Consider the following 20,526-nt stretch of genomic DNA (forward strand, 5'->3'; position numbering starts at 1 on the left):
GAGATGGAGGTCACGGCACGATCGATGCGTGACGTTGCGGACCAGGCGACGGGGCGCTCGGTGAGCGTGGCCTCGGCGGCCGAGCAGACCTCGTCCAACGTGCAGACGGTGGCGGCCGCCACCGAGGAGCTCTCCATCTCGATCCGCGAGATCGCCGGTCAGGTCAGCCAGTCCTCCCAGATCGCCGAACGCGCCGTCGCCGACGCCCAGCGCACCAACGCCACCGTCCAGACCCTGGCCGTCTCGGCCGAGAAGATCGGCAACGTGATCGCGCTCATCAACAACATCGCGTCCCAGACCAACCTGCTCGCCCTCAACGCCACCATCGAGGCCGCGCGGGCCGGCGAGGCCGGCAAGGGCTTTGCGGTCGTGGCCTCCGAGGTCAAGGAGCTCGCCAACCAGACCTCCAAGGCCACCGAGGAGATCTCGGCCCAGATCGGATCGGTCCAGCAGGCGACCGAGGAGGCCGTGCGCGCCATCCAGGCCATCGCCAGCACCATTGCCGAGATGTCCCAGATCTCGGTCTCGATCGCCGCCGCCATGGAACAGCAGGGCGCCGCCACCGCCGAGATCTCCCGCAACGTGCAGGAGGCCGCCCGCGGCACCGAGCTCGTCACCGGCAACATCGGCGAGGTCCGCCGCGGCGCCGGCGAGACCGGGGCGGCCGCCGCCCAGGTGCTCTCCGCCGCCCAGGAGCTGGCCCGGCACTCGGCCAGCCTCGGCCAGGAGGTCGAGCACTTCCTCTCCGGGGTCCAGGCCGCCTGAGGCCGGACCTTCCCGGCACCGGCGCCGGCGCGCCGGTGCTCCCCGTCAAGTTTTGTGTTGCAGCCGTTGTCGAATGTGAGTGGCGTGAATGGACGATCTTCTGCGTGAGTTTTTGACCGAGACGGCCGAGCATCTCGACACGGTCGACGTGGAGCTGGTGCGCTTCGAGCAGGATCCCAACAACAAGGCGATCCTGAGCAACATCTTCCGCCTGGTCCACACCATCAAGGGCACCTGCGGCTTTCTGGGATTGCCGCGCCTGGAGGCGCTGGCCCATGCGGCCGAGACCCTGATGGGCAAGTTCCGCGACGGCATGCCGGTGACCTCGGCCGCGGTGACCCTGATCCTGTCGACCCTGGACCGGATCAAGGAGATCCTGGCCGATCTCGAGCGCGACGCCGTCGAGCCCGAGGGCGCCGATCACGACCTGATCGATGCGCTCGAGGCCATGGCGGCCCAGGAGCCGGCGCAGGAGACGGCCGCCGCCCCGGCGCCCGCCGCCGCCACCGGCACACTCGCCTATCAGGTGCTGGAGCGCGCCCTGCTGCCGGGCGAGGTGCCGCTGGACGAGCTCGAGCGCGCCTTCCGCGAGACCCCCGGTCCGACGAGCCCGGCGGCACCGGCGGTGACCACCGGCACGCTCGCCTATCAGGTGCTGGAAAGGGCCCTGCTGCCGGGCGAGGTGCCGCTGGACGAGCTCGAGCGCGCCTTCCGCGAGGCGCCCGGTCCGGCGCCCAAGCCGGCCGCTTCCAGACCCGCCGCGGCAAAGCCCGCCGCTGCGGCGCCCGCCGCGGCAAAGCCGGTCGAGAAGGCCGAGGGCCGGGCCGGCGGCGAGGAGGGCGGCGAGGCGCCCTCGGCCAAGGTGCAGACCATCCGGGTCAATGTCGACACCCTCGAGCACCTCATGACCATGGTGTCCGAGCTGGTGCTCACCCGCAACCAGCTGCTCGAGATCTCGCGCCGGGTCGACGACGGCAGCTACAAGGTGCCGCTGCAGCGCCTGTCGCACGTGACCGCCGAGCTGCAGGACGGGGTCATGCGCACCCGCATGCAGCCGATCGGCAATGCCTGGCAGAAGCTGCCGCGGGTGGTGCGCGACCTGTCGTCCGAGCTCGACAAGAAGATCGAGCTGGTGATGCAGGGCGCCGAGACCGAGCTCGACCGCCAGGTGCTGGAGGTGATCAAGGACCCGCTCACCCACATGGTGCGCAACTCCGCCGATCACGGCATCGAAAGCCCGCTCGAGCGGGCGGCGGCCGGCAAGCCGGAGCGCGGCACGATCCGGCTCAACGCCTATCACGAGGGCGGCTCGATCACGATCGAGATCGCCGACGACGGCAAGGGGCTGAACTTCGCGGCCATCCGGCGCAAGGCGGTCGAGCGCGGCATCGCCACGGAGGCCGAGGTCGAGCGCATGAGCGAGGCCCAGGTGGCCAAGTTCATCTTCCACCCCGGCTTCTCCACGGCGGCGGCCGTGACCTCGGTCTCGGGCCGGGGCGTGGGCATGGACGTGGTCAAGACCAACATCGAGCTGATCGGCGGCACGGTGGACATCCGCTCGGAGCAGGGCCGGGGCACCACGTTCACGATCAAGATCCCGCTCACGCTGGCGATCGTGGCGGCGCTGATCGTGGCGTCCAAGGACCAGCGCTACGCCATCCCGCAGGTGGCGGTGCTGGAGCTGGTGCGGGTGACGCCGGGCTCGGAGCACACGATCGAGCGCATCAACGGCACGCCGGTGCTGCGCCTGCGCGAGCGGCTTTTGCCGATCGTGCCGCTGTCGAAGGTGCTGGGGCTGTCGGGGGACGAGGCGGCGAGCGAAGGCTTCGTGGTGGTGACCCAGGTCGGGCGCCAGCGCTTCGGCATCCTGGTGGACGGGGTGTTCCACACCGAGGAGATCGTGGTCAAGCCGATGTCGTCGAAGCTGCGCCACATCCAGCTGTTCTCGGGCAACACCATCCTGGGCGACGGGGCGGTGGTGCTGATCGTGGACCCGAACGGGCTGGCGCGCATGGTGGGGTCGGGCTCGGAGGACAGCCCGTTTGCCGGCGACGAGGCGGCCGAGCAGGCTGGGGCGCGCGACGACGAGACCACCACGATGCTGGTGTTCCGGGGCGGGGGCTCGGCCCTGAAGGCGGTGCCTTTGTCGCTGGTGACGCGGCTGGAGGAGATCGACGCGGCCACGATCGAGTGGGTGAGCGGGCGTCCGCTGGTGCAGTACCGGGGCCGCCTGATGCCGCTGGTGGCCTGCGACGAGGCCCTGTCGATCAAGCGCGAGGGCTCGCAGGCGCTGGTGGTGTTCTCGGACGGGGACCTGTCGCTGGGTCTGGCGGTGGAGGAGATCGTCGACATCGTGGACGACCGGCTCGACATCGAGCTGGTGGCGGACCGCTCGGACCTGGTGGGCTCGGCGGTGATCCGGGGCCGGGCGACCGAGGTGGTGAACGTGGCGCATTACCTGCCGCTGGTGGCGGAGGCGTGGATGCGCTCGGCGGCGCCGGCGGGCGCGCCGGCGGGGCGCGGCGTGCTGCTGGTGGACGGCTCGGCGTTCTTCCGCAACATGCTCACGCCGGTGCTCAAGGCCTCGGGCTACAAGGTGCATGCGGCGGCCAGCGCGGGCGAGGCGCTGCAGGTTCTGGCCTCGGGGGCGGCGGTGGACGTGCTGATCAGCGAGCTGGAGCTTCCGGACCGGTCCGGGTTCGAGCTGATCGCGAGCCTTCGCGCCTCGACGCGGTTTGCGCGCCTGCCGGTGATCGGCCTGACGGTGAAGCACGACCCGCGTCAGATTGCGCAGGCGCACAAGCTTCAGGTGACGGAACTGGTGGCGAAGTTCGACCGGCGCGGCCTTCTGGCGGCGCTGTCGGAACTGGATGAGACGAGGGAGGAGGCGGCATGAGCATGGTGCCGGCGAAGGGGGCGGGAGCCAAGGGGTTCTCGCGCCAGGTGGAATACGTGACGGTGACGGTGGACGGCCAGCTTCTGGGGCTGCCGATCGACCGGGTTCACGACGTGTTCGTGGTGGCGGAGATGACGTCGGTGCCGCTGGCGTCGGCGGAGATTGCGGGCCTGTTGAACCTGCGCGGGCGGGTGGTGACGGCGGTGAGCCTGCGGCGTCGTCTGCGGCTGGGGGACCGGGAGGGGTCGGAGCGGCGGATGGCGGTGGGTCTGGAGCACCAGGGGGAGGCGTACGGGCTTCTGGTCGACGAGGTGGGCGAGGTGCTCAAGCTCGATCCGGACAACCTGCAGCCCAACCCCGTGCACATGGACCCGCGCTGGGCCAGCCTGTCCCAGGGCGTCCACCAGCTCCAGTCAAAACTCCTCATCATCCTAAACGTGGACGCGGTTCTCGCATTCGAGACGGAAAGGCAAGCCGCCTAGGGGATTTCGCCGCCGAAACCCTCCGACCTGCCTGAGAAGAAGGATTAAACATCGTGAGTCTTGATCTATCCATTCCGGTTCTTGTGGTTGACGATTACCAGACGATGATCCGGATCCTGCGCAACCTTCTGAAGCAGATCGGCTTCAAGGACGTGGACGACGCCTCCGACGGCACGGCTGCCNCGATCAAGTCCTTCAATTCGATATCCGAAAAGCTGCGTAAATTTTCAGGAGTTTGAGACCATGATGCATTGCCTGGTCGTCGATGATTCCACGGTCATCCGCAAAGTCTCCCGGCGTATTCTGGAAGACATGGGGTTCCGTGTCTCCGAAGCCGAAAACGGGGAGAAGGCGCTGATTACGTGCCAATCGGAAATGCCGGACGTGGTTCTGCTGGACTGGAACATGCCCGTCATGGACGGATACGAGTTCCTGACGCAGGTCCGCCAGATGCCCGGTGGAGGCGAGCCGAAGATCATCTTCTGCACCACCGAGAACGATATTGCCCACATCTCCCGCGCCCTCGAGGCCGGGGCGAACGAGTACATCATGAAGCCGTTCGACAAGGACATCGTGGCAGCCAAATTTCAGGAAGCCGGCATCATCTAGGCCACGGATGATTTCCATCCGCGGCTCCAATCCTCATCTTTGTTTTTGATCTGAGTTTCATTCATGCCTGCAGAGTCCGCCTCCCAGACACTGCCCGCCGGGTCTACGCGGACACGCGTGATGGTCGTCGACGACAGCGTGGTCGTCCGTGGCCTCGTGGCCCGATGGATCACCGAGACCGGGGCCTTCGACGTCGTCACGACCGCCGCTAACGGCCGCATTGCCGTCGACGCGCTGGAGCGCTTCGAACCCGACATCGTCCTGCTCGACCTCGAGATGCCCGAGATGGACGGCGTCGCGGCATTGCCGCTCATCCTCAAGCGCAGGCCGGGGGTCAAGGTGATCGTCGTCTCCACCCTGACCCGGCGCAATGCCGAGATCTCGGTGAAGTGCCTGTCCCTCGGCGCCGTGGACTACCTCGCCAAACCGGAGTCGCAGCGCGAAAAGTCCACCTCCGACGACTTCCGCCGCGACCTGATCGAGAAGCTGAAGACCCATGCCGGATCCCGCGCCCGTCCCGTGCGGATCGCCGCGAGCGTATCCCGCCCGACCGTGAAGCCGATCATGTCCCGACCCAAGGTTCTTCTGATCGGAGCGTCCACCGGAGGGCCGCGTGCGGTCGAGCAGGTCCTCATCGGCCTCGGCCCCGCCATTCACAGGGTTCCGGTGCTGATCGTGCAGCACATGCCGCCGATGTTCACGGCGGTGTTCGCCGATCATCTGCGCGCCCAGTTCGGCGTGCGGGCCTGCGAGCCCGCCGACGGTGAGCCGCTGGTGCCGGGAACGATCTTCATCGCACCCGGCGGGCGTCACATGGGACTCTCGGGCGGGTCAGGAAACCCGGTCATCCGCCTCGACGACGGGCCACCGGAGAACTTCTGCCGGCCGGCCGTCGATGTGCTGTTCCGCGATGCGGCCGCCATCTTCGGCAGCTCCGCTCTCGCCGTCATCCTGACGGGCATGGGCTCGGACGGCACGGGCGGCTCACGGTCGATCGTTCAGGCCGGGGGCACCGTTCTCGCCCAGGACGAGGCGACCAGCACTGTGTGGGGCATGCCCGGCAGTGTGGCCAAGGCAGGGCTCGCTCAGGACATCCTTTCTCTCGAATCCATCGGGCCTGTTCTCAAGGGCCATATCACCGGGTCGACACCATGACCGAACTCGACTTCGAATTCCTACGCGGTTTCCTGAAGGCTCGATCCGGGCTCGCCTTGACGGCGGAGAAACGCTACCTCGTGGAAAGCCGCCTCAGCCCGATCTGCCGCCGTTTTGAGCTGGAAACGCTCTCGCAGATGGTGACCGTTCTCAAGAGCGGACGGAACTCCGGTCTCGAAAAGGCCGTCGTCGAGGCCATGACGACGAACGAAACCTTCTTCTTCCGAGACAAGGGTCCCTTCGATCTCTTCAAGGACGTGCTGTTGCCGCGCTATCTCGCAGCGCGCGCCTCCACACGCCGGCTGCGCATCTGGTGCGCTGCGGCGTCGACAGGGCAGGAGCCTTACTCGCTGGCCATGCTGCTCAACGAGGCGTCGGGGCGGCTTGCCGGCTGGCATGTCGACATCGTGGCCACGGACATCTCGACCGAGGTCCTGGAGAAGGCCAAGGCCGGACTCTACAACCAGTTCGAGGTGCAGCGGGGGCTCCCGATCCAGCTTCTGGTGAAGTACTTCAAGCAGAACGGGGATCAGTGGCAAATCTCGCCGCAGATACGCGCCATGGTGGACTACCGGCCCCTCAATCTGATCAAGGAGTTCGGCCACCTCGGCACATTCGACATCATCTACTGCCGCAACGTGCTCATCTATTTCGACAAGCCCACGAAAACGGACGTGCTGCATCGCCTGGCGAACGCCATGGCGCCAGACGGCGCGCTGCTCCTGGGAGCGGCGGAAACGGTGATCGGCCTGACGGAGGCTCTGTCTCCCGATCCGGTCAATCGGGGTCTCTATGCGAAGGCGGCTTCCGAAACGGCAGCTCCAATGCGCCTGACGGCCGTTCGCTGATCGGCAGGGCGGGAAGCAGCAGCCGTCGTGCCGCTTCCCCTTACCCTTCGGATGGGACGCTCAGTCCCGCTTGCGCTTCTTGGAGAACCCTTCCTTGGGCTTTTGCTTGAAGGGCGGCTTCTTGCCGCTCTTGGGACCGCGGTCCTTCGAGGGGCCACGATCCTTCGAGCCCTTGTTCCCTTCGGCCTTTTGGTGGGGGCGATCGCCATCCGCCGGGGCGATCCGGATATCCTCGTCGTTGGTCTTGCGGGCGGCTGCGGCGAATTTCGCAGCATGTGACTTGGCGATCTCGAACTTCGTCTCTTGATCGAAGATGCGGATGACGCCGATTTCCTTCTTGGTCACGTGCCCCAGGCGGCAGATGATGGGGACGAGCCAGCGGGGATCGGCATTGTTGCGGCGACCCACGCTCATGCGGAACCACACCATGTCCCCCGGGCTGCGGCGGTCGTCCTCTGCTCCGTCTCCACGGCGAGAACCGCGGCGGCCGTCGCCCTCTTCCCTGAATTCGCGCTTTTCCCTGCGGGGACGCTCGCCTCGATCCGATCCGGAATCGAAGATCTCCTCCGGGGCCGGGAGGCGCATACGGTAGGATCGAACCAGAGCCGCCGCAATGTCCTCGGCCGAGCGGCCCTCGAGGAGCGCCCGCGCCATCGCGAGGTCCTCCTCCGTCGACTCCTCGGAGAAGACCGGATCCTTCAGCAGCCGCTCCTGATCCTTCAGGCGGATTTCGTCGGCCGATGGCGGGCCGCCCCATGTGACATCCACACCGGCCGCATCCACAAGCCTCTCGGCCTTTCTGCGGCGGGTATAGGGAACGAGGAGGACGCAGACACCCTTCCGGCCGGCGCGGCCCGTGCGTCCGCTTCGGTGCAGGAGCGTCTCGTGGTCGTTCGGCAAATCCGCATGGATGACCAGGCCGAGATCCGGAAGATCGATGCCGCGCGCCGCGACGTCCGTTGCGACACAGACCCGCGCGCGGCCGTCGCGGAGTGCCTGAAGGGCATGGGTGCGCTCGCTCTGGCTGAGCTCGCCCGAAAGGGCGACGGCCGAGAAGCCGCGCTCCAGCAGGCTTGCCTGCAGGTGCCTGACGGCCTCGCGGGTATGGCAGAACACCATGGCGCCGCGGCTTTCGTAGAAGCGCAGCACGTTCACGACGCCGTGTTCGATCTCGTTCGGCGCGATCCTCACGGCTCTGTACTCGATGTCGCCGTGCGGCTGGTTCTGCACCAGGGTGTCGATTCGGGCAGCGTCGCGCTGGTAGCGCCGCGCCATCGCTGCGATGTTCTTCGGGATCGTCGCGGAGAAAAGGAGCGTCCGCCGTTCGGCAGGCGTCGCATCCAGGATGAATTCGAGGTCCTCGCGGAAGCCCAGATCCAGCATCTCGTCGGCTTCGTCGAGCACCACGGCCTGGAGTTTCGAGGTGTCGAGCCGGCCCCGTTCCAGATGGTCGCGCAAGCGCCCCGGAGTGCCGACCACGATGTGGCAGCCATCCGCGAGGGCGCGCTGCTCCCGGCGGACATCCATTCCGCCGACGCAGGATGCCACCCGCGCACCCGCGGGCCCGTAAAGCCAGATGAGCTCCCGGTTGACCTGCAGGGCCAGTTCACGGGTCGGGGCGATGATGAGGGCCAGGGGCTCGGCCGGCGCGCCAAACCGCTCGGCGTCGCCGAGCAGGGTGGACGCGAGGGCGAGGCCATAGGCGACGGTCTTGCCCGAGCCGGTCTGGGCGGAGACGAGAAGGTCGCGGTCCAGGACGTCGGGCTGAAGCACGGCCGCCTGGACGGGAGTGGGCTCATTGTAGCCTTTATCGGCGAGAGCGCGCTCGAGGCTGGAATTCGTTCTAGGGAAGGGCATGGGTTTGCGGCTGAACCGTTTTCTGAGGAGCAGTGGTTAGCTCCGGTAAAATCATCAGCCTGAGGCGGCGCTATCGTCTATTTCGTCGATCGAGACCAGGAAAACAACATCGATATCAAGGTCATCGTCGCCGAGGTCGTCGTCTTCGTCCTCGTCCTCTTCATCCAGAGCCTCAGTGAAAGCGTCGATTTCGTCTTCCGATGAGGCCCTGGTCGTCAAGGCAGCCGATCCGTCCCAAAGGGGGCGGCCCTCGCTCTTAAACGACATCAGGTCATCTTTGAAGCTCTCGCTGAGAAACAGTTCCCGGGCTTGATCCTCGTCCGCGTTGGTGACGGCTACGGCCTTCCCGGCGATCTCGAGCGTAATCATGGCTTTTCCTTTGTCGGGGCAGGGTCATTCCACTCCACTAACGCCCATCCCAGGAATTCGATCATTTTTGCCCGGATCCCGGAGGATTCCGCGGGCGGCGCCCTGCGCCTCCTGATAGGCCAGGGCATGGGCACGCTCGTTGTGGAGGTCGCCCGAGTGGCCCTTGACCCAGTTCCAGGTCACGGAGCGCCCGCTCAGATGAAGGGAGAGACGCTGCCAGAGGTCCTTGTTCGCGACCTTGCCGCCTTTCACGATCCGCCAGCCCCGCGACCGCCACCATGGCAGATGCTTGGTGGCTCCCATGATGACGTAGTGGCTATCGCTGTAGATCTCGACCGGGATAGACGGCGGAAGGGCCTCCAGAGCCTCGACGACCCCCATGAGTTCCATCGCCGTATTGGTCGTGGCCAAGCTTCGGCCGGTGATGATGTCTTCCCGGCTTCCGAGGAGGATGATGGCCGCATAGCCGCCCGGACGCAGCCTGCCGCGGCCCATGCAGGCCCCATCGGTATAGACGACCGCGCGCTCCTCGGTCCCGTGGATCATGCCGACAGCAGCCGCCAGAATTCGTGCTCGGCCATGATCGAGATCGGATGGCCGGCCAGAAGAAGGCGCTCTGCGTCCCGCTCCTTGGAGCTCTTGCCGACCCTGTTCCTGTCGTCTCCGACGCAGAGAAGGCTGGTGGTCGGCGAGACGGCGGCCGCGACCGTGAACCCGAGGGCGGCTGCGCGTCGGGCAGCCTCCTTGCGGGTTATCTGCATACGTCCGGTGAAGACGACGGTCTTGCCTGCGAAGGGACCGCTGACCGAGCCGTGCTGCAGGATCGCCCCCTGGTGCGGGCTGCGCTGCCCCATAGCGGAGACCCACTCGCTGGCCGTCCGCCCGCTCTCCGCCAAAGCTCTCCGGAAGATATGAGCCGTTGCGATGGCATCTTCGAGAGCATCGTGGTGCTGGAACTCAATTCCGAAGTGATTGGCCAGGTTTCCGAGCGAATAGCCCTTACGGGAGAACTGGGGCCAGGTCCGGCGCACGACGGTCTGGTTGTCGAGCCAGGTCGCCTCCACGGCGGGAAGCCCGTATTTCTGGCAAGCCTTTGTGATTGCCACTCTGTCGAACGAGCCATGCGTCACGATGATCTGACCTTCGAGCAGGGGTATCAGCTCGGGAAGGAGCTCGCAGAAACTGGGGCATCCCACCACATGGTGGGGCTGAATGCCATGCACCTTGATGTTCCAGTGATCGAAACTGTCCTGCGGATCGATCAGATGGGAGATCGTCGCGGTGGTCTCGCCATTCTCGACCTTCACGATCCCGATTTGGCAGATGGAGGCGCAATCGGGATTGGCCGTCTCCAGGTCGAGGACAAGGTAGTTCATCGGAAAAGGCTTTTTCGCTCGCGGAATTGTTCGGGCTCTAAGGTGGGGCCGAGGTGTAAGGGTTTTGCGGGGCGGATGCGCATGAACGATTGTCGCAGAGGACGGCCACGGATCAAACCCAAGGAGGGAGCCGCCCGGAGAACGCGACGGCGACGGGACCGGTCAGGGTGAGGCTCTCGTCGTCGTCGACCTCGATCCTCAGTGTCCCGCCGGGCATTTCCACCGTGATGCACCTCTCGTCGGTCAGGCCCCGGCGGCGGGCGGCAAGGACGGCGGCACAGGCGCCGCTGCCGCAGGCCTGGGTCAGGATTCCAGGGCGTTCCCAAACGACGAGGCGCAGGCGGTCCGGCCCGACGATCTCGGCGACGCCGATATTGGCACCTTCCGGTAGCATGGGATGGTTCTGCATGGGCGCCGCCCAGCGCGGAACATCGACGGCATCCCGCTGCTCCACGAAGCAGACGAGATGCGGGTTGCCTACATTGACGGCTGTCGGCTGCGAAAGCGGGCCTGAGGACAGGTCGAGCATGAGGGTGTCGGCGGGGGAGGCGAGGGGGATGCTTCGCCAGTCCCATCGGGGAGAGCCGAGGCGAAGCGTCAGTTCATTCTCCCCCGGATCGAATGCGTCGATGAGCCCTCCCAAGGTCTCTAGATGAAGGCGCCTGCCGCCGCTCTCCTTCAGAAGAAGCCATCCGACGCATCGGGTCGCGTTCAGGCAGGTCTGTGCTTCCGTGCCATCCACGTTGTAGATGCGCATGCGCGCATCTGCGCCGGCAACCGTCGGCGGCTCGATGACGAGAAGCTGGTCGCCACCCACTCCGGTATGGCGGTTGCAGATCAGGCGGATCACATCGGGAGAAGGAGAAAAGGGTTTCGTTCGTCCGTCGACAACGACGAAATCGTTGCCGAGGCCGTGCATCTTCAGAAAAGAGCGTCCGGAAAGGTCGAGCGACGCAATGGGATGGCTGAGCAAGGGAGCCTCAGGACGAGCGGACGGCAGAAACCTCAGACTGAATGTGGCCCGCTGCGCGAGTCAAGTTTGGAGCCTTCATGGATCCATGAGAGGGCCGGCTTTCCTCGATGGGATCTAGTCTTCCGAGCGGCGGAAAGGCGCTCCGTCACGCCTGCTAGAACGTGTAGCGAAGCGCCTCGCTCGCCTCTTTCAAGGAGGGAAGAAAGCGCTCCTCCATCTCCGCCGGGGAGGCGTGAGCCACCTGCGCGCTGATGTTCAGGGCGATCGTGACCTTGCCGTTCTTCTGGATCAGCGGAACGGCGATGGATCTCAGGCCGAATTCGAGCTCCTCGCTGACCATCGCGAAGCCCTGAGCGCGGACAGCATCCAGGGCGGCACGCAGTTGCGTCCTGTCCGTAATCGTCTTGGGGGTCCTTGGCTCCAGCCGGACCCGGTCGAGGTAGGCGTCGAGCTCCGCAGGCGGCTGATAGGCGAGAATGGCCCGCCCCAGGGATGTGCAATAGGCCGGAAGCCGGCTGCCGACGCCGAGCCCTATCGACATGATCCGTCGCGTGGCAGAGCGCGCAATATAGACGATCTCGTCACCGTCGAGCACGGCGGCCGAACTCGATTCCCCCGTCTGTTCGGAGATCCTTTCGAGGAAGGGCTGCAGGCGGGCGGAGTCCGACGCGGATGAGAGATAAGCGTAGCCCAATCTCAGAATGCGGGGGCTCAGGCTGAAATAGCGCCCGTCGAAATCGGCATAGTTCAGCTTGGTGAGCGTGCGCAGGTAGCGGCGTGCGCCGGCACGCGTGATCCCGGTCAGCTTGGCCACCTCCGACAGCGTCAGCCGCGGGCGGGTTCCGTCGAAGGCCTCGATCACGGCCAGGCCTTTCTCTAGGCTCGCAACGATTTCCCGGTCTCCTCCGGTGCTCTCATCCATATCCGAATTCGCCATGAGACCTCCCGACACAGAGCATGTGCTGGACTTTGGTAGCCTTGACACCAGCTCGATATTTGTACTTCATGTTCGCTATGGTAATCAATGTTCGCAGTACGAACAAAAGATGAGACCAAAGGCTAAGAGACCGCAGGTCCTGCCGAATGAGGCCTCTAGGGAGGAAAGACATGCCATCTATGAAGAAGCTTCTCAGTGCCGCCGCCGGCGTCCTGCTCGCGGGCTCCGTCTCCGCGGCTGCCGACACCATCAAGGTCGGCATCATCGGGCCCTTCTCCGGCCCGTTCGCCTTGCAGGGCAAGAACTTCCAGGCGGGCGTCGAGGCCTACATGGCTCTCAACGGCAAGAGCGTGAAGGGCCACGACATCGAGGTCATCTATCGCGATCTTCCGGCCGCCAACCCTGCACAATCCCGCGCCCTGGCCCAGGAGTTGGTCGTCAAGGAGAAGGTCCAGTATCTCGGCGGCGTCTATTTCACGCCGGATGCGCTGGCGATCACGCCGCTCCTCAAGCAGGCCAATACCCCGCTCGTGATCTTCAATGCGGCCACATCCGCCATCATGAACCAGTCGCCGCTCGTCGTGCGGACGTCCTTCACCACGGCCCAGACGACGACGCCTCTCGGTAAGATCGCCACCGACCGCGGCGTCAAGAAGGTGATCTCGGCCGTCAGCGATTATGGCCCGGGCGTCGATGCCGAGGCCGCATTCAAGAAATCTTTCGAGGCGGCCGGCGGGCAGGTGGTCGAGACTATCAGAATGCCGCTCAACACCACCGATTTCAGCCCGATCATGCAGCGCGTCCGCGACTCCGGCGCCGAGGCCGTGTTCGCTTTCTTGCCGTCGGGACCCACGACGCTGGGCTTCGTGAAGGCCTACAACGAGACCGGCCTCAAGCAGGCCGGTATCAAGTTCTTCGCGCCGGGCGACCTGACACAGGAATCGGACCTGCCGGCTCTCGGCGAAGGGGCCTTGGGTCTTCTCACCACCTTCCATTACGCAGTCTCGCACGACTCGCCGGAGAACAAGCGCTTCGTCGAAGCGGCGACGAAGGCCATCGGTTCGCCCGAGCAGCTCTCCTTCCCCTCCGTCGGGGCCTATGACGGGATGCACGTCATCTACAAGATGATCGAGGCTACGGATGGGAAGCAGGATGCGCAGAAGGCGGTCGATGCCGTGAAGGGCCTTGCCTGGACCAGTCCGCGCGGTCCCGTCAGCATCGATCCGGAAACCCGGCACGTGACCCAGAACATCTACCTGCGGGAAGTCGTGAAGGGGCCGGACGGCAAGCTCATCAACAAAGAGATCGAGACCTTCCCCAACCAGAAAGACCCGGGCCTCGCAACCCAGTAAGGGTGCGGTCCGAGGCTATCAGAGAGCGCGGTCTCAGCCGAGACCGCGTCTTACGCCCCATCTTCAGCCTCACGGCTGATTGAGATGCTCACATGCAGACCATCCTCAGCATCGGGATCGACGCCTTCGCGTACGGCATGGCGCTCTTCATCATCTGCATCGGCCTGTCGCTCACGATGGGCTTGATGCGGGTGGTCAATCTCGCCCACGGCGCCTTTGCGATGATCGCCGGCTACATCGCCTCCTACGCCGCCCGCGATCTCGGGCTGGGTTATGCGATTGCGATCTTCCTCGCGATCATCGGAACGATCATCCTCTCCATTCCCCTGGAGAGGTTCCTTTTCCGACGCATCTACGGCAGTTCCGAGCTCACCCAGGTGCTGATGACCATCGGCATCACCTTCTGCGTGATCGGCATCACCAACTACTTCTTCGGGCCGACCCTGAAGACCATTCCTCTCCCGGAGAGTCTGGCGCAGCCGGTCGATGTCGGCTTCAAGACAATTGCAGCCCACCGGCTCTTCGTGATGGCGTGCGGGCTCGTCGTTGCCGCCGGCCTCTGGTATCTGATCGAACGGACGGCCTTCGGCATCAGGCTGCGTGCGACGGTCGACAATGCCGCCATGGCCGACGCCCTGGGGGTCCGCACACAGGTCGTCTACGCCGTCAGCTTCGCCATCGCGATCGGGCTGGCTGCCTTCGGCGGAGTCGTGGGGGCGGAGTTTCTTCCGATCGAGCCCTATTACGCTCTTCGCTACATGGTCACTTTCCTGGTGGTCGTGTCCGTGGGTGGCGCGGGGTCCATTCTTGGGGCGGTGATCGCATGTCTCGTGCTCGGCGCCGTGGACACGACAGGCCGGTATCTCATGCCCGAGTTCGGCAACTTCTTCTTCTACGCCGCGGTCATCGCGATCGTCTGCATCTTCCCGCGCGGTTTCTTCGGAAAGGCCCAGTAGCATGCCGACCATGGCCCAAACCGAGAAGCTTGCGGCGGCGCCTATCCCCGGCCCGCGGGTCGTCCGCGATGTGGTGGGCGTGATCTTGATCATCGCCGCCGGGCTCGCCGGGTTCTGGTTGTTTCCGGACAATCTGGCGCTTCTCACCCGCGTGATCGCCGTGGCGCTCCTTGTCCTCTCCATCGATCTCGTCGTCGGCTATTGCGGTGTTGCCACTCTCGGACAGGCGGCGCTCTTCGGAGCGGGGGCCTATGCTGCCGGGATTGCCTGCGTGAACGGCGTGACCGAGCCGTTGACCCTGATCCTGATCGGAGCCGTGGCGGGGGCGGTGGCGGGGCTTCTCATGGGGACGATCATGCTGAGGGCTCACGGTCTGGCGCAACTCGTTCTCTCGATTGCGATCGTGCAGCTCTTTCACGAGGCGGCCAACAAGGCCTCTGCGTACACGGGCGGCAGCGATGGACTCGCCGGCCTGATGGTGGGCCCGCTCTTCGGTGTGTTCGAGTTCGATCTCTGGGGGCAGACGGCCTATCTCTTCGGCCTTGCTCTGCTCGTCGTCATCTTCATCGTGTTGAAGTTCGTCGTCTCTTCGCCCTTCGGCATGCTGTGCCGCGGGATCAAGGAGGATCCGATCCGCATCGGCGCCATGGGAGCCTTCGTGTTCCCCGTTCTGCTCAAGATGTTCGTCATCTCAGGAGCCGTGGCTGGCATCGGCGGCGCTTTGGCGGCAATCTCCACCCAGGTCGTCGGACTGGACAGCCTCAGCTTCGAGTTGTCCGCCAATGCTCTGGTCATGCTGGTTCTCGGCGGCCTGGGAAGCCTCTATGGGGCACTCGTCGGCACCGTTATCTTCATGGGCTTCGAGCACGTGGTCTCCGCCATCAACCCCTTCCACTGGATGACGATGGTCGGGGCGTTGCTGATTGCCGTCGTGCTGGCGGCGCCGGGCGGTCTCAGCGGCCTTGCCGACAGGGTCCTTCCCTCCAGACAGCGGAATAGGGGAGGAAGAGCATGAGCGATCTCTTCCGCGTCGAAGGGCTCTCCAAATCGTTCGGCGGCCTCGCCGTCAGCCGGAACATCTCGCTCGCCATGCCGGCCGGCGAAAGGCTTGCTTTGATCGGGCCGAACGGGGCAGGCAAGACGACATTCGTCAACCTTGTCACGGGGCAGATCAGGCCGAGCGCCGGGCGCGTCGTGCTGCACGGCGAGGACGTGACGGAGCTCGGTGCCGTCCGCAGGGTTCGCCAAGGACTGGTGCGCACCTTCCAGGTCACGCGCCTCTTCTCCGACATGACTCCCGAGGAGCATATCACGCTCACCATCCTGCAGCGGGAAGGAAAGGCTGCCAGAATCCTCGCCCGCTTCCACGGCAATTCGGAAGTAGCGGAGGAAGTCGAGGGTATCCTCGGCACGCTAGGCCTCATAGAGGTTGCCCGCCGCAGGGTCGGGGAAATCGCCTACGGTCAGCAGCGGCTGCTCGAAATCGGCATTGCGCTCGCGCTCAAGCCCAAGGTGCTGCTTCTCGACGAGCCCGCGGCCGGCGTACCATCGAGCGAAACGCCGCGCATCGAACAGGCTCTGGAGCGACTTCCGCCGAGCCTCGCAGTGCTCATGATCGAGCACGACATGGATCTCGTCTTCCGGTTCGCCAAACGGGTGGTCGTGCTGGCGGCGGGCGAGATCATCTTCGAGGGACTTCCATCCGAAGTCGCGGCCGACGCAAAGGTTCGCGAGGCTTATCTGGGGAACTACGCCAATGCCCGCAGCGTCGCTTGAAGTCGAAGGATTGAGTGCCGGCTACGGCCCGACCGTGGTTCTGGAAGACCTCTCCTTCTCCGTTCCCGCAGGGTCTCGTCTCTCCATCCTGGGCCGAAACGGCATGGGCAAGACCACGCTCCTGGCGAGCCTCATGGGGATGACCCGCCGCTACAACGGGGAGATCAGGATCGACGGCATCGACGTCTCGGGCGCGAAGAGCTCGGACCGTGCGATGAAGGGCATCGGGCTCGTGCCGCAGACGCGGGACATTTTCCGCTCCTTAACGGTGGAGGAGAATCTTCTGGTCGGCATCAAGGACCGACCGCGCAGCGTGATCGAGGAAGCCTACGACATGTTCCCCCGGCTGAAGGAGCGGCGGCGCAACCTCGGCTGGCAGCTGTCCGGCGGCGAGCAGCAGATGCTGTCTACTGCCCGCACCATTCTCGGGCGCCCGTCGGTGCTTCTGCTCGACGAGCCCCTCGAGGGGCTGGCTCCCGTCATCTGCGACGAGCTCATGGTCGCCTTCACGCGACTTGCGGCGAGCGGCGAGATGACGATCCTCCTCGTGGAGCAGCGGCTCGAGAGTGCTCTGGACTTCGCCGATTCCGTCATGATCCTTGAACGGGGGCGGATCGTCTGGCAGGGAACGAGCGAGACCCTGCGTTCCGATCACGACCTGGTCGAGCGCTATATCGGCGTCGGGTCCCTGCACTGAGGTTGGCTATGGCATTCGTACGCGCAAACGGGATCGTCCTCCATCACCAGGTGCTCGGCCGCGCCGGCGGTCCCACCCTCGTGTTCATGAACTCCCTGGGCAGCGACTTCCGGATCTGGCAGGAGGTCGTGCCGGCTTTCCTCGACCGTTTCCAGGTCGTTCTCTACGACAAGCGCGGCCACGGCCTGTCCGATGCCCCTCCCGCGCCCTACACGATGGACGATCACGTCGACGATCTCCTCGCGCTTCTCGACATCTTGAATGTGGAGCGTGCGTCTCTCGTGGGATTGTCCGTGGGCGGCATGATCGCGCAGCGAATGGCGGTCCGCGTGCCCGATCGCGTTCAGTCCCTGACCCTATGCTGCACGGCGGCCAAGATCGGTATGTCCGAAACCTGGGCGGACCGGATTGCTGCCGTCGAGAAGAACGGTCTTGAGTCAATTGTCGGCAACGTTCTGGAACGCTGGTTCACCGCCGAATTCCGCCGCTCCCGCGCCGATGAATGCGCAGGCTGGCGCAACATGCTGGTCCGCACGCCGGTCCATGGCTATGCCGGTACCTGCGCGGCCATCCGCGATGCCGACCTGACGGCCGATGCGGGCCGGATCGCGGTGCCGACGCTCTGCGTCGCCGGAGACCAGGACGGCTCCACGCCGCCCGACATCGTGCGGCGCACGGCCGAACTCATTCCAGATGCGCGGTTCGAACTCATCGAGCCGGCAGGTCACATTCCATGCGTCGAGCAGCCCGTCGTGCTGTCCAGACTCATCGGTCAACACCTTCAGGAGGCGGGACTTGTCTGAGAAAGCGCGTAGCGAGCGGTTCGAGGCCGGAATGGCGGTTCGCCGGCAGGTCCTCGGCGACGCCCATGTGGACCGGGCCACCGCCCAGATGACCGAGTTCGACGAGGATTTCCAGACCTTCATCACGGAGGGAGCCTGGGGTTCGGTCTGGTCCCGCCCCGGCTTCACCAGGCGCGAGCGGTCGATCGTCACCATCGCCCTTCTCGCCGCTCTCGGCCAGGACGAGGAGGTTGCGATGCATGTGCGGGCAACGCGCAACACAGGTGCAACCAAGGAAGACATCAAGGAGGCGCTTTTGCATGTGGCGGTCTATGCCGGCGTGCCGGCCGCCAACCACGCCTTCAAGATCGTCAAGAAGGCCTATGCCGAGATGGAAGCGGATGCCGGTCGATAGCAGGAGCGAGCCGAGCTTGCGTTCTTTGCTTCAGCACAATTTCAATGGGTAGAAAACATGGTTGATCAAGGCCCCTTCTATCATCGCGACCGGAGCTGGCATCCGCCCGCTTTCACGCCGAACTACAAGACATCCGTGCTCCGCTCGCCGCAGCAGGCGCTCCTGTCGCTCGACAACACGATTTCGGAAATGACGGGCCCTGTCTTCGGGCACGACAGGATTGGCCCGCTCGACAACGACCTCCTGCGTAACTTCGCAAAGACCGGAGACCCGATCGGTCAGCGGATCGTCGTCTATGGCCGTGTCCTCGACGAGAATGGCCGCCCCGTTCCCGGAGCTCTTCTGGAGTTCTGGCAGGCCAATGCCGGCGGCCGCTACCGGCACAAGAAGGAAACCTATCTCGCGGCCATCGATCCGAATTTCGGCGGCTGCGGACGCACGATCACGGACGAGGACGGGCGCTACTGGTTCAGAACCGTCAAGCCGGGGGCCTATCCCTGGCCGAACGGCGTCAACGACTGGCGGCCGGCCCACATCCATTTCTCGGTCTTCGGCCACGCCTTCGCACAGAGGCTGATCACCCAGATGTATTTCGAAGGGGACCCGATGATCTGGCAGGATCCCATCGTGATGACGATCCCCGACAAGGCCGGGATCGAGCAGCTGATCGCGGCGCTCGACCGGCAGAACACGCTTCCGATGGATGCGCTCGCCTACAAGTTCGACATCGTTCTGCGCGGCCGCCGCTCGACCATGTTCGAAAACCGGATGGAGGGGAACTGATGGTCCAGAAACTCGGATTCTTGAAGGAATCGCCCTCCCAAACGGCGGGGCCGTACGTCCATATCGGCACCAATCCGAACTGGGTCGAGATCACGGGGGTCTGGAAGGAAGACCTCGGCCTCGTGCTCGTGGCTCCCGAGACGAAGGGGGAGCGCGTCATCATCAAGGGGCACGTCTACGACGGTGCCGGGGATCCTCTCAAGGACGCGCTCATCGAGATCTGGCAGGCCGATGCGGAGGGGCTCTACAACAGCCCGCAGGAGCGGCGCGGACGCGCCGACCCGCATTTCGTGGGATGGGGACGCCAACCGGCCGACGGCACGACGGGCGAGTACCGTTTCGAGACGATCAAGCCCGGCCGCGTGCCCTATAGCGACGGACGCCTCATGGCGCCTCACATCACGTTCTGGATCGTGGCGCGCGGGATCAATACCGGTCTCCACACGCGCATGTATTTCAGCGACGAGGAGGCCGCCAATGCGGAATGCCCGGTTCTCGGCAGGATCGCCCACAAGGCGCGCGTGCCCACGCTGATCGCCACTCGCGGCGAGGAGAACGGGTTGCCGACCTACACCTTCGACATCCATCTGCAGGGTGAGAAGGAAACCGTGTTCTTCGATATCTGATCGTCATCTGAAAGCGTACTATGGCCAAGTTTCAAAGCCTGCAGGAAGCCGTCGCCGAGAACCTGTGCGACGGCGATACGGTCGCCTTCGAGGGTTTCACACACCTCATTCCCCATGCCGCGGCCCACGAGGTCATCCGCCAGGGGCGCAAGGACCTCACGCTGATCCGCATGACCCCTGACATCATCTACGATCAGATGGTCGGCATGGGGCTCGTCAAGAAGGTGATCTTCTCCTACGCGGGCAATCCGGGCGTCGGTCTCCTGCGCCGGATGCGCGACGCCATCGAGAACGGCTGGCCGCGCTCCATCGAAACGGAAGAGCACAGTCATGCCGCCATGGCCAACGCCTACGAGGCTGGCGCCGCCGGGCTGCCCTGCGCCGTGTTTCGGGGCTATCTCGGTGCCGGTCTCAAGGAGGTCAACCCCTCCATCAAGAGCGTGACCTGTCCCTTCACCGGCGAGCAGTTGGCAGCTGTGCCCGCCCACCGGCCGGATGTCGCCTTCATCCATGCGCAGAAGGCCAGCAGGCGCGGGGACATCCTCATCGAAGGCATCGTCGGCGTGCAGAAGGAGGCGGTCCTGGCCGCCAAGCGCGCCGTGGTGACCGTCGAGGAGATCGTGGAGGATTTCGACGGGATGCACCCGAACCTGTGCATCCTTCCTCATTGGACCGTGACCTCCGTCGTGCATGTGCCGGGTGGCGCGCACCCGTCCTACGCCCACGGCTATTATGATCGTGACAACGCCGCCTATCTCGAATGGGACAAGATCTCCGCCGACCGGGATCTGTTCACCCAGTGGATGAGCGAGAACGTGCTTGCTGTGGGGCCAGAGGTCTTCGCCGCTCGCGTGCAGGGATTGTGAGAGATA

22 protein-coding genes and 1 pseudogene are annotated in these 20,526 nt (G+C 65.1%); 17 read left to right on the top strand and 6 right to left on the bottom strand.

The genetic code is table 11. The annotated features are described in order from the left end of the window. From ACFOYU_RS06695 to ACFOYU_RS06725, 7 genes and pseudogenes are all read left to right on the top strand, one after another. Positions 1–765, top strand: a 765-nt coding sequence (locus ACFOYU_RS06695; protein WP_377032971.1) for a methyl-accepting chemotaxis protein, incomplete at its 5' end; no start/stop codon positions are given. Between the two features lie 88 nt (positions 766–853). Next, a complete protein-coding gene (locus ACFOYU_RS06700; RefSeq protein ID WP_377032972.1) occupies positions 854–3,661 on the top strand; it encodes a chemotaxis protein CheW in 2,808 nt (935 codons plus the stop codon). Beyond that, positions 3,658–4,143, top strand: a complete 486-nt coding sequence (locus ACFOYU_RS06705; protein WP_377032973.1) for a chemotaxis protein CheW — start codon at positions 3,658–3,660, stop codon at positions 4,141–4,143. The genes ACFOYU_RS06700 and ACFOYU_RS06705 overlap by 4 nt, the downstream gene beginning before the upstream one ends. A gap of 53 nt (positions 4,144–4,196) precedes the next feature. Then, positions 4,197–4,350 (top strand): annotated as a pseudogene (locus ACFOYU_RS06710) (two-component system response regulator); the annotation flags it as partial. A 36-nt stretch (positions 4,351–4,386) separates the two neighbouring features. Beyond that, positions 4,387–4,752, top strand: coding sequence for a PleD family two-component system response regulator (locus ACFOYU_RS06715; RefSeq protein ID WP_226742092.1), 366 nt, complete (start codon positions 4,387–4,389; stop codon positions 4,750–4,752). 63 nt (positions 4,753–4,815) lie between these two features. After that, entirely contained in the window at positions 4,816–5,907 is a 1,092-nt protein-coding gene (locus ACFOYU_RS06720; RefSeq protein WP_377032974.1) for a chemotaxis response regulator protein-glutamate methylesterase, read from the top strand. Beyond that, positions 5,904–6,755, top strand: coding sequence for a CheR family methyltransferase (locus tag ACFOYU_RS06725; RefSeq protein ID WP_377032975.1), 852 nt, complete (start codon positions 5,904–5,906; stop codon positions 6,753–6,755). Before ACFOYU_RS06720 ends, ACFOYU_RS06725 begins: the two co-directional genes overlap by 4 nt. A gap of 60 nt (positions 6,756–6,815) precedes the next feature. On the opposite strand, the gene ACFOYU_RS06730 is transcribed toward ACFOYU_RS06725, so the two are convergent. The 6 genes from ACFOYU_RS06730 to ACFOYU_RS06755 all read right to left on the bottom strand — a co-directional run bounded on the left by ACFOYU_RS06730 (position 6,816) and on the right by ACFOYU_RS06755 (position 12,267). Further along, positions 6,816–8,612 (bottom strand): DEAD/DEAH box helicase, encoded by a 1,797-nt coding sequence (locus tag ACFOYU_RS06730; RefSeq protein WP_377032976.1) that lies wholly within the window; start codon positions 8,610–8,612, stop codon positions 6,816–6,818. Between the two features lie 54 nt (positions 8,613–8,666). Further along, entirely contained in the window at positions 8,667–8,981 is a 315-nt protein-coding gene (locus ACFOYU_RS06735) for a hypothetical protein (protein ID WP_226742096.1), read from the bottom strand. A gap of 24 nt (positions 8,982–9,005) precedes the next feature. Next, complete coding sequence (locus ACFOYU_RS06740; protein WP_377032977.1) at positions 9,006–9,527, bottom strand: ribonuclease H; 522 nt, start codon at positions 9,525–9,527, stop codon at positions 9,006–9,008. Next, positions 9,524–10,357, bottom strand: coding sequence for an exonuclease domain-containing protein (locus ACFOYU_RS06745; RefSeq protein WP_377032978.1), 834 nt, complete (start codon positions 10,355–10,357; stop codon positions 9,524–9,526). The genes ACFOYU_RS06740 and ACFOYU_RS06745 overlap by 4 nt, the downstream gene beginning before the upstream one ends. A 112-nt stretch (positions 10,358–10,469) precedes the next feature. After that, positions 10,470–11,330, bottom strand: coding sequence for a diaminopimelate epimerase (gene dapF, locus ACFOYU_RS06750; protein ID WP_377032979.1), 861 nt, complete (start codon positions 11,328–11,330; stop codon positions 10,470–10,472). 154 nt (positions 11,331–11,484) lie between these two features. Further along, on the bottom strand, positions 11,485–12,267 hold the full coding sequence (locus tag ACFOYU_RS06755; RefSeq protein ID WP_377032980.1) for an IclR family transcriptional regulator: 783 nt from the start codon (positions 12,265–12,267) through the stop codon (positions 11,485–11,487). 179 nt (positions 12,268–12,446) lie between these two features. Here ACFOYU_RS06755 and ACFOYU_RS06760 point away from each other — a divergent pair, with 179 nt between their 5' ends. The 10 genes from ACFOYU_RS06760 (at position 12,447) to ACFOYU_RS06805 (ending at position 20,520) form a co-directional block, all read left to right on the top strand. After that, positions 12,447–13,619, top strand: coding sequence for an ABC transporter substrate-binding protein (locus tag ACFOYU_RS06760; protein WP_377033023.1), 1,173 nt, complete (start codon positions 12,447–12,449; stop codon positions 13,617–13,619). Between the two features lie 92 nt (positions 13,620–13,711). After that, positions 13,712–14,575, top strand: coding sequence for a branched-chain amino acid ABC transporter permease (locus ACFOYU_RS06765; RefSeq protein WP_377032981.1), 864 nt, complete (start codon positions 13,712–13,714; stop codon positions 14,573–14,575). A gap of 10 nt (positions 14,576–14,585) precedes the next feature. Then, entirely contained in the window at positions 14,586–15,590 is a 1,005-nt protein-coding gene (locus ACFOYU_RS06770) for a branched-chain amino acid ABC transporter permease (RefSeq protein WP_377032982.1), read from the top strand. Continuing rightward, positions 15,587–16,351, top strand: a complete 765-nt coding sequence (locus tag ACFOYU_RS06775; protein WP_377032983.1) for an ABC transporter ATP-binding protein — start codon at positions 15,587–15,589, stop codon at positions 16,349–16,351. The genes ACFOYU_RS06770 and ACFOYU_RS06775 overlap by 4 nt, the downstream gene beginning before the upstream one ends. Continuing rightward, the gene (locus tag ACFOYU_RS06780; protein ID WP_226742103.1) at positions 16,332–17,048 is read left to right on the top strand and encodes an ABC transporter ATP-binding protein; all 717 of its coding nucleotides are present in this window, start codon (positions 16,332–16,334) and stop codon (positions 17,046–17,048) included. The genes ACFOYU_RS06775 and ACFOYU_RS06780 overlap by 20 nt, the downstream gene beginning before the upstream one ends. Before the next feature lie 8 nt (positions 17,049–17,056). Continuing rightward, entirely contained in the window at positions 17,057–17,851 is a 795-nt protein-coding gene (pcaD, locus tag ACFOYU_RS06785) for a 3-oxoadipate enol-lactonase (RefSeq protein WP_377032984.1), read from the top strand. After that, positions 17,844–18,245: a 4-carboxymuconolactone decarboxylase gene (gene pcaC, locus ACFOYU_RS06790; protein ID WP_377032985.1), complete on the top strand. Its 402-nt coding sequence runs from the start codon at positions 17,844–17,846 to the stop codon at positions 18,243–18,245. The genes pcaD and pcaC overlap by 8 nt, the downstream gene beginning before the upstream one ends. 57 nt (positions 18,246–18,302) lie before the next feature. Continuing rightward, positions 18,303–19,028 (top strand): protocatechuate 3,4-dioxygenase subunit beta, encoded by a 726-nt coding sequence (gene pcaH, locus ACFOYU_RS06795; protein ID WP_226742106.1) that lies wholly within the window; start codon positions 18,303–18,305, stop codon positions 19,026–19,028. Next, positions 19,028–19,654 (top strand): protocatechuate 3,4-dioxygenase subunit alpha, encoded by a 627-nt coding sequence (gene pcaG / locus ACFOYU_RS06800; protein ID WP_226742107.1) that lies wholly within the window; start codon positions 19,028–19,030, stop codon positions 19,652–19,654. Before pcaH ends, pcaG begins: the two co-directional genes overlap by 1 nt. Before the next feature lie 20 nt (positions 19,655–19,674). Further along, positions 19,675–20,520, top strand: coding sequence for a CoA transferase subunit A (locus ACFOYU_RS06805; RefSeq protein WP_377032986.1), 846 nt, complete (start codon positions 19,675–19,677; stop codon positions 20,518–20,520). Positions 20,521–20,526: the final 6 nt, after the last annotated feature.

It is taken from the genome of Microvirga sp. GCM10011540 (assembly GCF_042650665.1).
GTDB lineage: Bacteria > Pseudomonadota > Alphaproteobacteria > Rhizobiales > Beijerinckiaceae > Microvirga > Microvirga lenta.